Origin of the sequence: Gordonia sp. ALPHA1B1 (genome assembly GCF_005502615.1) — a bacterium.
Lineage (GTDB): Bacteria > Actinomycetota > Actinomycetes > Mycobacteriales > Mycobacteriaceae > Gordonia > Gordonia hongkongensis.
On the sequence record NZ_SCOC01000014.1, the window covers coordinates 24546 to 38491 of the forward strand.

At 68.8% G+C, this 13946-nt stretch carries 15 protein-coding genes and 1 riboswitch; of the genes, 8 read left to right on the top strand and 7 right to left on the bottom strand.

The window, feature by feature from the left end:
- Positions 1–76: 76 nt before the first annotated feature.
- From FFS52_RS11585 to FFS52_RS11595, 3 genes are read right to left on the bottom strand one after another with little or no spacing between them, the layout of a single operon-like run.
- The gene (locus tag FFS52_RS11585; RefSeq protein WP_137809760.1) at positions 77–1156 is read right to left on the bottom strand and encodes an ABC transporter substrate-binding protein; all 1080 of its coding nucleotides are present in this window, start codon (positions 1154–1156) and stop codon (positions 77–79) included.
- 11 nt (positions 1157–1167) lie between these two features.
- Positions 1168–1974: an ABC transporter ATP-binding protein gene (locus FFS52_RS11590; RefSeq protein ID WP_137809826.1), complete on the bottom strand. Its 807-nt coding sequence runs from the start codon at positions 1972–1974 to the stop codon at positions 1168–1170.
- Between the two features lie 23 nt (positions 1975–1997).
- Positions 1998–3077, bottom strand: a complete 1080-nt coding sequence (locus FFS52_RS11595) for an iron ABC transporter permease (RefSeq protein WP_065629253.1) — start codon at positions 3075–3077, stop codon at positions 1998–2000.
- A gap of 46 nt (positions 3078–3123) precedes the next feature.
- Positions 3124–3302, bottom strand: a riboswitch (cobalamin riboswitch).
- A 117-nt stretch (positions 3303–3419) separates the two neighbouring features.
- Between FFS52_RS11595 and FFS52_RS11600 the strand changes: the two genes are divergently transcribed.
- Positions 3420–4373, top strand: a complete 954-nt coding sequence (locus FFS52_RS11600; protein WP_137809761.1) for an L-lactate dehydrogenase — start codon at positions 3420–3422, stop codon at positions 4371–4373.
- Positions 4374–4375: 2 nt separating this feature from the next.
- On the opposite strand, the gene FFS52_RS11605 is transcribed toward FFS52_RS11600, so the two are convergent.
- Positions 4376–5260, bottom strand: coding sequence for an alpha/beta fold hydrolase (locus tag FFS52_RS11605; RefSeq protein WP_137809762.1), 885 nt, complete (start codon positions 5258–5260; stop codon positions 4376–4378).
- A gap of 125 nt (positions 5261–5385) precedes the next feature.
- Between FFS52_RS11605 and FFS52_RS11610 the strand changes: the two genes are divergently transcribed.
- From FFS52_RS11610 to FFS52_RS11635, 6 genes are all read left to right on the top strand, one after another.
- Positions 5386–5778: a hypothetical protein gene (locus FFS52_RS11610; RefSeq protein WP_249356598.1), complete on the top strand. Its 393-nt coding sequence runs from the start codon at positions 5386–5388 to the stop codon at positions 5776–5778.
- Positions 5779–5928: 150 nt separating this feature from the next.
- Complete coding sequence (locus FFS52_RS11615) at positions 5929–6201, top strand: excalibur calcium-binding domain-containing protein (RefSeq protein ID WP_137809763.1); 273 nt, start codon at positions 5929–5931, stop codon at positions 6199–6201.
- A gap of 21 nt (positions 6202–6222) precedes the next feature.
- Positions 6223–6699, top strand: coding sequence for an AraC family transcriptional regulator (locus tag FFS52_RS11620; protein ID WP_137809764.1), 477 nt, complete (start codon positions 6223–6225; stop codon positions 6697–6699).
- Positions 6696–7157 (top strand): VOC family protein, encoded by a 462-nt coding sequence (locus FFS52_RS11625; protein WP_065629259.1) that lies wholly within the window; start codon positions 6696–6698, stop codon positions 7155–7157. The genes FFS52_RS11620 and FFS52_RS11625 overlap by 4 nt, the downstream gene beginning before the upstream one ends.
- Before the next feature lie 72 nt (positions 7158–7229).
- Entirely contained in the window at positions 7230–7931 is a 702-nt protein-coding gene (locus FFS52_RS11630) for a DUF1275 family protein (protein WP_249356597.1), read from the top strand.
- A gap of 10 nt (positions 7932–7941) precedes the next feature.
- Positions 7942–8772 carry a DUF2786 domain-containing protein gene (locus FFS52_RS11635; RefSeq protein WP_058253315.1) on the top strand — a complete coding sequence of 277 codons (831 nt, stop codon included), beginning with the start codon at positions 7942–7944 and terminating at the stop codon, positions 8770–8772.
- Here FFS52_RS11635 and FFS52_RS11640 read toward each other — a convergent pair.
- A complete protein-coding gene (locus tag FFS52_RS11640; protein ID WP_058253352.1) occupies positions 8769–9710 on the bottom strand; it encodes a YhjD/YihY/BrkB family envelope integrity protein in 942 nt (313 codons plus the stop codon). The genes FFS52_RS11635 and FFS52_RS11640 overlap by 4 nt on opposite strands.
- Before the next feature lie 117 nt (positions 9711–9827).
- Here FFS52_RS11640 and FFS52_RS11645 point away from each other — a divergent pair, with 117 nt between their 5' ends.
- The gene (locus FFS52_RS11645; RefSeq protein WP_058253351.1) at positions 9828–10346 is read left to right on the top strand and encodes a TIGR04338 family metallohydrolase; all 519 of its coding nucleotides are present in this window, start codon (positions 9828–9830) and stop codon (positions 10344–10346) included.
- Between the two features lie 6 nt (positions 10347–10352).
- Here the strand turns inward: FFS52_RS11645 and FFS52_RS11650 are convergent, their stop codons facing one another.
- Together FFS52_RS11650 and FFS52_RS11655 are read right to left on the bottom strand one after the other, a co-directional pair.
- Complete coding sequence (locus tag FFS52_RS11650; RefSeq protein ID WP_137809766.1) at positions 10353–12380, bottom strand: CocE/NonD family hydrolase; 2028 nt, start codon at positions 12378–12380, stop codon at positions 10353–10355.
- 214 nt (positions 12381–12594) lie between these two features.
- Positions 12595–13782, bottom strand: a complete 1188-nt coding sequence (locus FFS52_RS11655) for a glycoside hydrolase family 76 protein (RefSeq protein ID WP_058253309.1) — start codon at positions 13780–13782, stop codon at positions 12595–12597.
- Between the last annotated feature and the right edge of the window lie 164 nt (positions 13783–13946).

Here is a 13946-nt window from a genome sequence, read left to right on the forward strand (position 1 = left end):
GGTCCACCGACTACTCCGTGGGGCGGCGGCATGACGATCGCCGCGGCCCCACGTGTTCAACGGGGCGTCCCGCGACTCACTCCAGCCAGTTGTTGCCCCCGAGGTCCAATTGCGCGACATCCAGGGACGGGGTGATACCGGATTCCGGTGCGAGGCCGTGGTTCTCGAGAACGCCGCGCATGATCTCGGCGGCGTCGATGTTGAGTGGGCTCGACACCCACATCGCGTACGGCAGGTTCACGAAGCGGTTCTCGCGCACCGCCTTCAGGTTCCGGCTCGCCGGATTCGAGCGCAAGGCGGCGATCTTCTCCTCGACCGACTGGCCGGGATAGTCGACGAACACGATGACGTCGGGGTCCGCGGTGGTGAGGCGTTCCCAGCTCACGGCGGTCCAGGTGTCCTCGATGTCCTCGGTCGCGTTGCGCGCGCCCGCGGCGTCGATGATGCCCTGCGGGCCGCCGAAGGATCCGGAGGAGAAGATGGTGTCCGAGACGCTGTCGAAGACGAAGACCGTCGGTTTCGCGGCGGGTTGTGGTGCGGCGCGCAGCTTCTCGAGGCGGTCGGCCACCTCGTCGGCCGCGGCGGCGCCCTGCTCGGGATTGCCGGTGAGGGTGCCGATGTTGCGCAGATCGGTGTCGAGCGCGACCCACGGGTCCATGGTGCCGCGCTGCGCCTCGCCCTCGGTCTGCCGGCACGCCTCGGACAACTGGTACACGTCGATGCCGTGTCCGGCGAGGATCTCGGGTGTGATCCCGCGCGACTCGCTCATGCCGTAGTTGTATCCGGCATACAGCACTTGGGGTTTCGCCGCGACGATGTTCTCGAGGGTGGGACGTTCGGTCGCGACCTCGTTCAGCGTGTCGACCTGGGGTCCGTACTCCAGCCGCAGGACGTCCTTGCCCCGGGCGAGCGCGCTGACCGCCACCATGTTGTCACGGGCACCCGCGGCGAGTGCGATCGCGATCATGCCGCCGTCGTTGACGAACAACCGGTCGAGGGGTTGCGGGTAAGCGACGTCGGCTCCGCAATTCGATATGGCGACAGTGCTTTCCGACGCCACAGTGCTGTCGGCACCGCAGGCGGTGGCAGTTCCCAGCGTCAGAGCCGCCGCCACGATGGCGACGGTCGGGTGGACTCGGGACGTACGTATGGTCAAAGGATGTCCTCTCACGGGATGTCTTTCGTCAGAGTGCTGGGGGCGGGTGTGGTGGTGGGAGTGTTCAGGAGCAGATGGGGCAGGCCCGTCGATGGATGGTCGACGACGGTGCCGGACACCTCGAAGACGTCGGCCAGCAGAGCCGGCGTCAGCACCTCGACCGGTGGCCCGTGCACGATGACACCGCCGTCGGAAACCACTGCGACGGAGTCGAAGTGACGCAACACGAGGTCGAGGTCGTGCATCGCCGCGACCACGGTGGCGTCGAGCTCGTCGAGAACCTCCATCAGTCGTAGTCGCCAGGCGGCGTCCAGGTGATTGGTGGGTTCGTCGAGCACCAGGATCGGGGTCTGCTGAGCGAGCGCGCGGGCGAGGACGACGCGGTGCCGTTCGCCGCCGGACAGCTGGGTGCACGAGCGGGTGCCCCAGCCGTCGAGCCCGACCTGGATCAACGCGCGATCGACCACCGTCTTGTCGTCGGAACTCCCGGTGGACCAGGCCGACCGGTACGGGGTCCGGCCGAGGCCGACCGCCTCGGCGACCGTCAGCTCCGCGGAGGGCTGTTCCTCCTGGCCGACCACCGCCATCGACATGGCGCGGCGTCGGGAGGGGATGTGGTGGAGGTCGTCTCCGTTCACCTCGACGGTGCCGGCGACTGGTCGTTCGAGACCGCACAGCGTGCGCAGCAGGGTGGTCTTGCCGGAACCGTTGGGCCCGACGATGGCCAGTCGGGTGCCGGCGGGGACCGCGAGATCGACATCCCGCAGTACGACGCGGCCACCGCGACGGCACGCAAGCGCGTTCGCGCGCAACGACATCGACGATGCGCGGGCGGGGTCGGTCACGAGCCACCCCCGAACACGTATTGGCGTCGTCCCATGAGGAACAGGAAGATCGGCGCCCCGATCAGTCCGGTCACGATGCCCAGCGGCATCTCGCGCGGTGCGGCCGCCACCCGCGAGATGACGTCGACCCACACCAGGAAGAGCGCACCGCCGCAGACCGCCACCGGCAACATCGCGCGGTGGGTGGCGCCGACCAGGAGTCGCGCCGCGTGCGGGACGATGAGACCGACGAAGCCGATGCCGCCCGCCACCGCGACGAGCACGCCGACCAGGAGACCCTGGACACCGAACAGCGCGTTGCGCATCGCGCGTACCGGCACGCCCAGCGACGTCGCGGTGTCGGTGCCGGCCGCGTAGGCATCGAGCCAGGAGTGGATGGCGAGCATGGCCACGACGGTGACCAGCACGACCGCCCCGGCGATCTGCACTTTCGCCCAGGTGGCGCCCGCGACGCTGCCGAGCATCCAGAACATCACGTTGTCGGCGGCGTGCGGGTCGGCGGCGGTGAACACCAGCAGCGACGACAACGCCATGAACGCCGAGGACAACACCACCCCGGACAGGATGAGTCGCAGCGCGGTCAGCCCGCCCTGGGCGCGGGCCACCAGGTACACCGTGACGGTGGCGGCCAGCGCGCCGAGCAGCGCCCCGCCGGACAGCGCCCAGACGCCCAGTCCCGCGAGCACGCCGAGGGTCATCACCGCGGTGGCCCCGACCGCCGCGCCGGCGGACACACCCAGCAGGTACGGCTCGGCCAGTGGGTTGCGGACCAGGGCCTGCATGAGTGCGCCGGCCAGCGCCAGCCCGGCTCCGACCAGCGCGGCCAGCACGGACCGGGGCAACCGGAGATCCCAGATGATGACGGCGTGCGCGGAGTCGAGCTCAGCCCCGGTCATCCGGCCGACGACGGTGTGCCACACGTCGCCGACGGGGATGGTCTCCGCGCCGAAAGCGGTGGCCAGGGCGATGCTGAGGAGGGTGAGGACGAACAATACTGCGGCTAGCGGCGTCGACGGGAGTCGCCGGACCGACGGGGCGGTCGCGCTCTCGGTCGTGCCGTCGGTACGACGGGACACGGGTGGTACTGCCTATCGGTCTGGGTATCTGTGCGCGAGATACACGATGGACTCGAGCGAGAACGGCCGGTAATCGGACTCGGGATCGTGGCGCCGGCGCCTTCCCGGGTCGCCCCGGTGTCCGCGCCGAATCCGTCTCCCATACCGTTGCGCGCCAGTCCCGGATTCACACCGGGTTCCCTGACACCCACGTGTGCGGGTGTGACCGTTCTCGGCGCTCACGCTATCAACATCGACCGCCGACCGAACGCGCGGTCGGCCGGCGCAGCCCGGACAGCCGGCACGCGAGCACCTACGCTGGGTGCCGACGATCGATGAACCCGACGCGGAAACGGTGAACCGATGGACGTACGAGACACGAAACTGGCCATCATCGGGGCGGGTGCGGTGGGCACCGCGATCGCCTACTCATCCCTCATCCGAGGTGTCGCACGGACCATCGCCCTCCTCGACATCAACGCCGCCAAGGTGACCGCCGAGGTGCTCGACATGTCCCACGGCCTCGAGTTCGTGCCCCGCGCGGACATCATCGGATCCGACGACGTGTCGGTGTGCGCGGACGCTGACGTCGTCGTGTTCACCGCCGGCGCGAAGCAGAAGCCAGGGCAGTCGCGCCTCGAATTGGCCGAGGCCACAATCGGTCTCACACGAGCCATCCTCCCCGGGGTGCTGGCGGTGGCCCCGACCGCGATCTATGTGATGGTCACCAATCCCGTCGACATCGTCACCTACGCCGCCCAGGAGATCAGCGGGCTGTCACCGCACCAGGTCTTCGGGTCGGGCACGGTGCTGGACTCGTCCCGGCTGCGATTCCTGATCGCGCAACACTGCGGGGTCGCGGTACAGAGCGTGCACTCCTACATCGTCGGCGAACACGGCGACAGCGAGATCCCGCTGTGGAGTTCGGCGTCGATCGGGGGCGTGCCGCTCACCTCGTGGACGCCGCTACCCGGCCGTCCGGCGATGGACGTCGTTGCGCGCGAACGTATTCACCACGAGGTCGTGCACGCCGCGTACACCATCATCGAGGGCAAGGGGGCGACGAACTACGCGATCGGTCTGGCCTCGACGCGCATCGTCGAAGCGATCCTGAACAACGAACACCGGGTGCTGCCGGTGTCGACGCGGGCCGACGGTATCGAGGGGCTCGACGGCGTGTGCCTCTCGTTGCCGACCGTCGTCGACCGCGGTGGTGCCCAGACCCGGCTCGATGTCCCGCTGTCGGACTCCGAGCGGGCGGGTCTGCTGGCATCGGCGGAAACGCTGCGCGGGATGCAGGCGCGGTTCGGGTTCTGACGTCACACGGGGACGGTCCCGCGCAGGAACTCGAGCTGATCGGCGACCACCCGCTCGAAGTCGGCGCCGACGTAGATGTCGAAATGTCCTGCCGGATAACGAATCACTCGCGCTGCCGGGGCGCGGCGGGCGTACCGGGCAGTCGGTCCGGCCGGCGCCACGGTGTCCTCGTCGCAGATGCACACGAGCGTGGGACAGGTGAGCTTTCGCAATGACCGACCAGGCGTGTGCAGCGGGATGGCGAGACCGACCCGCGCGGCGACCTCGTTGATGAACTCCAGGTCGTCGGGCACCAGCGGCAGGTATCCCGACACCGCGTCGGGTGCCGTCATCAAGGCGGCCGAGCCGGACGCACCGGCGAGGCCGACGGTGACCGGCGGACGGCCCAGTGCCGAACCCGCCAGATCCGCGAGCGCGCGCACGGTCACCTTTGCCCCGGACGCCACTCCCAGGGCAGCGGTGGAGGCTGTTCCACTGGTGAAGGGGCACTGGGAGATCACCGCGGCCACCCGGCCGTCGCGTTCGCCCGCGACGAGGGCGTGTCCGCCGCCGAAGGAGGTGCCCCACAGCACTATCCGTGAGGTGTCGACACCGCTGAGTGTTCGGGCGAAGGCGATTGCCGCGGCCCAGTCGTCGAGTTGGCGGCGAATGGACAGCAGCTGTCGCGGTTCGCCGTCGCTGTCACCGAAGTGGCGGTAGTCGAACACCAGGCACGAGTATCCCGCGGCGGTGAAACGCTCGGCGAACGCGTCCAGGCGCATCCGCCGGACCGCACCGAGCCCGTGTGCCATCACGATGACCGGTGCCGGAGTGGTTCCCTCGGGCCGGTACCACCAGGCCCGGCATGTCGTCCCGGACGAATCGAACTCGACGTCGTTCCTGCTCATCGTTCCCCCGCTGTCGGTGATTGCCTGGCCGGACTGTACCAATACGCGTTGTCGGATGGCAGGCTTGCCGGAGGCTGTGGAAAGCGAGATGGAACCCGACGTCGACGCTGCTAGCGTCTGCCGTCGTGAAGAGATTGATAGCGGGGGCGTTGATCGCCGGAACAGCAGTATTCGGATTGACTGTGGGCGCGGGTGATTCCAGCGCCAAGATCAAGCCGGGCAACTACAAACATCAGCAGCTCATCTACGGGGTCATCCCGACCCCGGAGTCGAACGTCCGGGTCATCGGCAACGGGTTGTACACCGACTACTACGGACTCGGACCGTGGAATCTGTCGCGTCAGCAGATCCAGCACACGAAGAGTGGTGGCGTCGTCGCGTTGACCGCGGACCCGCCCGTGCAGTGGTACCAACGGGTCGAGTATCGGCGTACCAAGAACGGTTACACCGGTACGACGTACATCCTCGGCGGCATCCCGACCGGCAACGTCCTGCTCAAGGAGCAACCCCGCCGCTGACCCCGCGCCTTCCGATCCCGGGTCCGGCCGACGGCGTGTCCGTCGGCCGGACCAATCTTCGCGTCGCATGCGCTGTTCGCCGGCCGGAACCCGTAGTGTCACCTCGTCACGTTGAGGTGTCGGGGGACACTACGAAGAAGGTCAAGCACGATGCGTCGCTCGCGAAAGATGGTTCTCGGATTCCTGGCCGCGGCGTCGATGACGGTCGCTCCGCTGATGGTGGCGGCACCCGCCGCGGCGGCAACCGACTACGCCAATTGCACCGAACTGCGCGGCGACTACCCGCACGGTGTCGGCAAGACCGGCGCCGTCGACTCGACGTCGGGTACGCCGGTCACGACGTTCACCGTCGACGACGAACTGTACGAGGCGAACTCCGAGAGCGACCGCGACGGGGACGGCATCGCCTGCGAGAAGCACTGAGCGTGCGTCACACTGGGTGACGTGTTCACCCAGGTCGAGGACGAGAACCGCCGGTTGCTCCGTGCGCGCGACGCCATCGACCGCTCCTACGCCGACGACCTCGACATCGCAACGCTCGCCCGCATCGCGCTGATGTCGCCGTCGCACTTCATCCGCCGGTTCCGGGCCGTGTTCGGGGAGACGCCGCACCGCTACCTGCAGCGTCGGCGCATCGAGCGAGCCTGTGCCCTCCTTCGGACCACCGACGTCCCGGTGCTCGACGTCGCGTTGCTGGTCGGCTACGACAGTCCTGGCACGTTCGGCCGGACGTTCAGCCGAATCGTCTGCTGTAGTCCCACGGCCTACCGGCAGCGTGTCGCTCCGATTCCCGTTCCCGGTTGCTTCGTGCGCCGGTGGACCAGGCCGAGCGATGCTGCCACCGGGGTCCCGCGAGCGGCCGAAGTGAGCGATTTCGGAGAAGCGCCGACCGGGCCGCCGGTCGTATCGTCGGGCGCATGATCAACGGCATCGGTATCCATTCCGTCTACGTCCTCGATCAGGACGTCGCACTCGACTTCTACGTCGGCACACTCGGTTTCACGGTCGACACCGACGTCGACATGGGTTTCATGCGGTGGTTGACGATCGCGCCGCCCGGTCAACCCGACCGGCTCATCCTGCTCGAGAAGCCCGGGCCGCCCGCGCTTTCCGACGAGACCGCCGCGAAGATCCGCGACCTCGTGACGCAGGGGGCGATGCCGGTGACGATCCTGTCGACCGACGATTGCCGCGGCACCCACGCGGCGCTCGTCGCACGCGGCGTCGAGTTCACCCAGGACCCCGAAGACCAGCCCTACGGCACCGATTGTGCGTTCCGGGATCCGTTCGGGAACCAGCTGCGGATGACCCAGCGGGCGACCGCGGACCGGCCGGTCGCAGACGCCGACATCGCGCGGTGGGCCCCACCGGACAGCTGACCGGTCCAGGGCCATGGGTCGGATGCGGGCAACGATCCGGCCGCGACCGGAGTAGGCGTTAGATTCGTGCCCATGGCGGTCCGACTCGACAAGTACCTGAGCAGCAACCACCCGGACATCGCGATCGCGGCGGCGTTGCTGTTCCTGGCCGGGCTCATCGACGCCATCGCGTTCGTCGTGCTCAAGGGCAGCTTCGTCGCGTTCATGTCCGGCAACTCGACGATCCTGGGAGCGTCGACCGCCGCGGGCCGGTGGTCGACGATCGCGATCGTCGCCGGACTCGTCGCGGCCTTCTTCGGCGGGGCCGTGGGCGGCGCGGCACTCGGTCGCTGGGGCGGACAGCACTCGCCGGTCTGGGTTCTCGTGGCCGTGACGGTGACGCTTCTCGCCGGCACCGTTGTCGCGCTGACCGCGTCGCCGACGGCCGGGATGATCGTGGTGGCGACGGCGACCGGCGCGATCAACTCGGCGCTGTCGCACACGTCGGCGGTGCCGGGCGGCTTGACGTACGTCACCGGCACGCTGGTGAAGTCCGCGCACGAGCTGGTCGCCTCGCTGGGTACCGATCGACCGTGGGCGTGGCTGGCGGTGTTCTGGTTGTGGCCGGTGTTCGTCCTGGGCGCGGTGTGCGGCGGTTTCGCAGAACGTCACTGGGGTGTCGCCGGGTTGTGGGCCGGGGTCGCGATCGCCGCCTGCACCCTCCTCCTTCGGGTTGCCGAGACGTTGTCTCGGGGCAATTCGCGCTCAGATGGAACCGATCTTGCCGCTGGATAGTCTGAGTTACATGCGCGACGACAAGCTGCTCACCCGGATCTCCGCCCTTCTCCGTCAAGCGGAGAACACCGACAACGAGCACGAGGCCGAGACCTTCATGCAGGCCGCCCAGCGGCTCGCGACGGCGTCGTCGATCGACCTGGCGGTAGCGCGGGCCCACGACCCCGCGGCGCGCAAGAAGGTCACCCCGATCAGTCGACAGATCGCGATCGGCGAGCCCGGCAAACGCGGACTGCGGACCTACGTGCAGCTCTTCGTTGCCATCACCGCCGCCAACGACGTGACCGTCGACGTGGCGAGCAACTCGACCTTCGTGCTCGCCTACGGGTACGAAGCCGACATCGACGCCTGCGAGGCCCTCTACACGTCGCTGATCGTGCAGATGGTCGCGGCCAGCGACGCCTACCTGCGGTCGGGTGCCTACAAGGGCGAGACGTTCGCGCGGGTCGTCACCCGCGGGAACGGGTGGCGAGCCCGGCGGGTGATCGAGGAGAAGCCGTTGTCGCCGATCACGGCGCGGCTCAACTTCCAGTCGGCGTTCGCCGAACGCATCGGCAAGCGTCTCGCCGAGGCCCGCGACGCGGCGCGTGCGGAGGCCCTGGCCGCCGAACGCGACTCCGGGGAGACCACGCGCTCGACGGCGGTCGCGTTGCGCAACAAGGAGATCGAGGTCACCGACTTCTACCGGACCGAGTCGAGCGCCCGCGGGACGTGGCGTCCGTCGAGCGCCTCGGCCGGCTACTCGGAGGCCGCACGCCGCGCCGGCGACCGCGCGGGACGTCGCGCGAAGATCGGTGCCGACCGCGAGTTCGGCGGTGCGCGTGGCGCTTTGGAGGGTTAGGGCTCCACGCGCGTGGGCGGGGCGTCCACCGGACTCCCGGGAGGCCGGTCGTACCAGGATGCAGACGGGTGCGGGACGAACGGTGTCGGTGTGCCGGCCCACCGCCGCACCCACCGGCCCAGACGACCCTCGTCCGTTGCCACGGCGTGCACGACGATGGCGGTGACGACGAGGATCAGCGCGAACACGAACAGCCAGCTGATCGCGACGAAGACGACACCGAGGGTGCCGTAACTGCGGATGGTGCCCGCCGCGAGCGTCGGCAGTGCGACGCGGCTGCCGGCGAGCAGGGCGGTGATGAGGATGCCGGTACCGAGGCCGTTGAGGACGAGCAGCTTCATCGGTACCTGCGACGACACCAGGAGCCGCGGGATCGCGGTGAAGGTGACCGACCAGATCAACACGGTCACGGCGACGATGAGCCCGATTCCCAGGACGCCCCGATCGCCGATGTGCATGCCAAACAGCGAGGTGGCCTCCACTCCGGTGGACAGACCCTGCACGGTGACCGCGGCGGGGATGAGGAAGACGACGACGACCCATCGCCAGAAGCTGCTCCACGGCAGTTTGGCGACGTCCCAGATCGACACATACATTCGGCCGAGAGCACGGGACAGGGAGGTGGCGCCGGCGATGGTCATCAGCGCACCGACGATGCCGAAGGTCGTCGCCGAGGTCGGGTCGTCGATCGTGGGCGTGTCGAGACTGCTGACGGGGATACCGAGCTGGGTCAGTGCGTCGTCGACGACGCTGGCGCCCGGCAGGGTGAGCACCAGGATCACGACCGGGAGGATCGAGGTGAAGGCCTGCGCGGCCAGGGTCATCGACCGGTCCGTGAGATTACCCCGAGCCATGTCGATGACGATGCGGAGCATCAGGGAGGCGCCGGGCAGTCGCATCACGCGCTCGCGTACGGCATCGAGGTCGGGACGGCGCATGAAGTCTCCCATCGGCTCCGGGGTGAGCTTCGGCCCGCTCGCTTCGCTCCCGGCGCCGTGGCTCCTCGGCCCGCTCGCTTCGCTCCCGGCGCCGGGTCTCTCATCATCGGCGATGCCGTGAGTGAACGGGACACCGGGCGCGCACGATTCTATGAGGCCGAGCACCTCGTGCATCGCCTGTTCGACAACGTGTCGTCGTCACGGACGGTGCAACTCGCCGGCACCGAGGTCACCCTCCCCGCGGAGGCGCGCTTCGCCTCGATCGACGCCGTCGACGACTACGTGGGCCGCGTGCTCGCGCTGCCGGGTGTGCGGTCGAGTTTCGAGCGCGCGTCGCACCCGGTATCGGTCCGCGAACGGCGCGGCCAGCGGTCCGCCCACTATGCGGCGCGGGTTCGCAGATCCGACGGTGTGCCGGTCGCCGCCGAGATCGCCATCCCGTCCGCGGCCGACGGACGCTGGGCGCTGCGTGAACTGGTGGTGCTGCACGAGCTCGCCCATCACCTCGACGGCACGACCGGCCCGGCTCACGGGCGCGGATTCGTGCTGACGCTCATCGAACTCGTCGGGCTCGTACTGGGGCCCGAAGCCGCGTTCGTCTATCGCGTCGTGCTGTCGGATTCCGGGGTGGGGTGAACGACCTCAGCGCAGCCCGTCGCCGGCGAGCAGCGTCAGGTGGCTCGGGTGGTCGGGGTCGAGGACCAGACGCTGGTGTCGTCGTCCGCGTGCCTTGATGAGGTCGGGCACGAGCGTCAGGTAGCGCGGCAGGCTCGCGGCGTAGACGTCGACCCGGAGCCGATGGCCCGGCTGCAGGACCGCGTCGGTGGGGACGAGATCGACGTCGAGGCGGATCGGTTCGTCGGCGGGCACCGGCAGCTTGCGCTTGCGGGACAGATAGTGGTGCGCCGAGAGCAGGCTGCCGTCGTCGGCGTACGTCGACTTCGATTGGTCCAGTGCGCGATTCGACGCCGACAGCGCGCCGTTGGTGAGGACGACCGACGTACCGTCGGGCGCGACGTCGTTCACGGTCACCGCCCAGACGGCCTCGTGTGCCGTGGTGGCGACGTTGAGGCGCAAGTTCATGGCGCCGCTGATCGGGGTGGCCTCTCCGACCGGCTCCGTGGTGAACGACAACGCGCCCCGCTCCTGGTATCGCGCATCCCGGGCGAAGTCCGCGCCGAGGGCCAGCGTTGCCCCCGCGGTCACCTGGGTCATGTCCCGGGACCGGAGCCCCCGGGTGTCGGGCCGGACGTGTAGGGACGAAACACCCTGTGCGGGAGTGGCGCTCAGCGAACCGTCGTGAACGCAATGGTCGGCGGTCGACGACGGTTCGGCAGTCAGGTAGAGCCGCGTCGGGGCCACCCCGGGACGGGGGAAGCTCTGGCCCGCGGTCCACGCACCGCCCTGCTGCAGCATGGTGACCGGCCCGTAGTGCTCGATCCCGTTGCGGTGCCCCTTGAGCCAGCGGTCGAACCACGCGCGTTCGAGGACGTCCAGGCGCGGGGGAGCGAACTTGCCGCCGTATCCCGACCCCACGTCGAGGTGATAGCCGTCGCCGACGATCATCTGCTTGCGGCCCGGCTCCATCTGCAGGCGCTCATACACACCGGTTGCACTGCGGCCGAACAGATCATGCCAGGCGCCGACGGTGAAGGTGGGTGCTTCGATGCGATCGACGATCGGGTCGCGGGCGTCGAAGTACGGGTCGTCGAAGATGCGTGGATCACGGGCGGTGAGGAACCCCCACAGCAGCGAGGGGATCTCGGTGGCCGGGGACTTCACCCGGTCGATCGCCCAGCGCACCGCGTCGCCGCGCACGAGGTCGCGGATCACGTTGGCGGGGTTGGGAACCCACTTGAGCATGTTGACCGCGGACAACCACACCGGGATGAAGGCCGACGGCATGCCGCCGGTGATGTAGATGTCGCGCACCAGGTCGTCGCAACCCTCCACGGCGAACACGGCTTTCAGCTGTGGCGGCCGCTTGTCCGCGGCCTGCAGCGAGTTGATCGCCGAGTACGACCAGCCGGCCATCCCGACGGTCCCGTCGCACCACTCCTGCTCGGTCACCCAGTCGATGACCTCCACCGAGTCCTGCTGCTCGCGAGGACCGAGGATCTGCCACTTGCCCAGGCTCGCACCGGTTCCGCGGACGTCGACAACCACCTGCACATATCCGCTGCGCACCAGGTTGCGGTTGATGCCGAAGACGTCGAAGACCCCGCCCGACAGGGTCTGAGTCAGCGTCGTGAGTCCCTCGAGGGCCGTGCCCGTCGCGTCCATCGACCGGGATGCGGTGTGCAGTGCCTTGCCGAGGACGGGGGCGTGGAGGGTCTGGTCGATGAAGTCGATGGCCGCGCGGTTGTACGGGTTGATGTTGATGACCGCGGGATAGGGGGTGAGGATCGTCTGCCCGAACCGGTTGGCGGGCCGGATGACCGTGGCGCGCAGGACCACGCCGTCGCTCATGGTGATGGAGACGTTCCGGTCGATGACGACGCGCGGGTAGAGCTGCTTGCCGTCGACCTGCTCGCGCCAGCGGATACCGTCGGCGCCGCCGGTGGGATCACCGAGGGGGAGGGTGCCGAAATGCGGCGCACCAGTGGTGCGGGTTCGCGTCGACGGAGCGACGCGGGCGCGCGGCTGTGTGGGATCCAGCTGGTACGTCATGGTGCATCACCCTGCCTGGGATGAGGTGTCGCACCCGCGAGTTGTTGCACGGATCGAGACGGCCGGGTGGACACCGACACCCCGTCGTGTCGGTCGCTTGCTTCCCGGCCCGTCCGCTGGCTGCGGATTACAGTGTGGTCCAGGTCACTTCACGTAGTCGCTGAAGGATAACTCAGCGGCGGTATCGGATGGCTAACGAGGGGGCGTCTTTTGGTCATGCCTGCGTGTGTTCCTGGTCACATTCAGGTAAACCCAGGTCGATGGCGGCCGCCGCCTCGAGCACCATCCACGCCGACAACTGCACCGACAGATCCCGCTCCGGGACCTCGGACGGATTGACGGCGCCCGCCACGAACTGGGCTTTCGTGCCGGCGTCGGTCGGGATCACCGCGGTTCGTCGCCAGTCGCTGGAGAAGATCACCCGTCCGGCGACCTCGGTGCGATGAGCCCACGCGGCGTCCGCGCTTCGGGTCACGATCCGGGCTGCCCGCGTACGGAGTTCATCCGAACCGTCGACCTCGGGCAGGTCGGTGGCGATGAGTGCGAGGTAGCGGGCCAGCACGCCGTGGAAGAGGCCGCCGTCGCCGCCGCCTCCGCCGTTGATCACCCCGTCTGTGCAGGAGTGGTGCTCGACGGCGCCGAGCAGCCGGGCCAGCCGGTCGAGGTGCCGGCGATCTCCGGTCGCCCGCAACGCCTCGAGTTCGGCGCCCAGCACGACGCCCTGGCAGTAGGTGTAGGTGCCGGTCTCGGGTTTCAGTGAACCGTCGGGCAGCTTCTTGAGACCGTCGATGACCAGATGGGTGTCGGGATCGACGAGGTTGGCGTCCATCCAGTCGCACATCGCCACGGCGCGTTCGACGTGACCCGTGCGTGCCAGCAGGATCGCGGCCGGGCCGTTGGCCGGTGCGTTGAAGAACTGATCGGCCTTGCGCCAGGGGATGCCGCCGCCGTCCGCGGGCACCCAGGCGTCGAGCATCTGCGCGGCGAGGACGCGGAGTCCGCTCGCATGGTCGAGGTGTAGATGCCGGTCGGCGCGTTCGATGGCCAGCCCCAGCCACGCCATGTCGTCGTAATAATTGTTGGTCCAGCGGCCGCCGTTGCGGATCCGGATGCCGCGCAGCAACCGGTTGGCGTCGTCGGCGACGTCGGGGTCGAAGGAGCGGTCCGAGCCGACACGGTGGATCGCGGCGTCGACGAGCAGGTCGACGAGGTGTGCCTGCCACCAGTAATGCCAGGATCCGAACTGGGCCTGCACGCGCCCGATGGGCCAGGCGACGGCTCCGGCACGTGTCCCCGGCAGCCAGAAGGCCCGCTGCAGGTGCCGGTCGTAGATGGCGTCCGCGGCGGCCTGTGCGCGGGCGTTGGGGTCCCGCAGGTCCGACGATTTGGATTGTTCGTCCACGTCCGCGTAGCCTAGTCGTCGATGTGATGCACACCCGTGTGTCGTATCGGTTCAACCAGAGACCGTTGGTCGTCGGGATTTCCCGGACGAAGGCGCGACGAGGTCGCCGGCCCACGCAGGATGAACGAGGAATGTCGCTCCACACGATCAGTGTGTGCGTTCAC

Excerpts from the sequence above, each read along its gene's own strand:
- FFS52_RS11590 (WP_137809826.1), bottom strand. The coding sequence starts at position 1,974 with ATGTCGTTGCGCGCGAACGCGCTTGCGTGCCGTCGCGGTGGCCGCGTC.
- FFS52_RS11600 (WP_137809761.1), top strand. The coding sequence starts at position 3,420 with ATGGACGTACGAGACACGAAACTGGCCATCATCGGGGCGGGTGCGGTG.
- FFS52_RS11605 (WP_137809762.1), bottom strand. The coding sequence starts at position 5,260 with ATGAGCAGGAACGACGTCGAGTTCGATTCGTCCGGGACGACATGCCGG.
- FFS52_RS11615 (WP_137809763.1), top strand. The coding sequence starts at position 5,929 with ATGCGTCGCTCGCGAAAGATGGTTCTCGGATTCCTGGCCGCGGCGTCG.
- FFS52_RS11625 (WP_065629259.1), top strand. The coding sequence starts at position 6,696 with ATGATCAACGGCATCGGTATCCATTCCGTCTACGTCCTCGATCAGGAC.
- FFS52_RS11630 (WP_249356597.1), top strand. The coding sequence starts at position 7,230 with ATGGCGGTCCGACTCGACAAGTACCTGAGCAGCAACCACCCGGACATC.
- FFS52_RS11635 (WP_058253315.1), top strand. The coding sequence starts at position 7,942 with ATGCGCGACGACAAGCTGCTCACCCGGATCTCCGCCCTTCTCCGTCAA.
- FFS52_RS11640 (WP_058253352.1), bottom strand. The coding sequence starts at position 9,710 with ATGCGCCGTCCCGACCTCGATGCCGTACGCGAGCGCGTGATGCGACTG.
- FFS52_RS11650 (WP_137809766.1), bottom strand. The coding sequence starts at position 12,380 with ATGACGTACCAGCTGGATCCCACACAGCCGCGCGCCCGCGTCGCTCCG.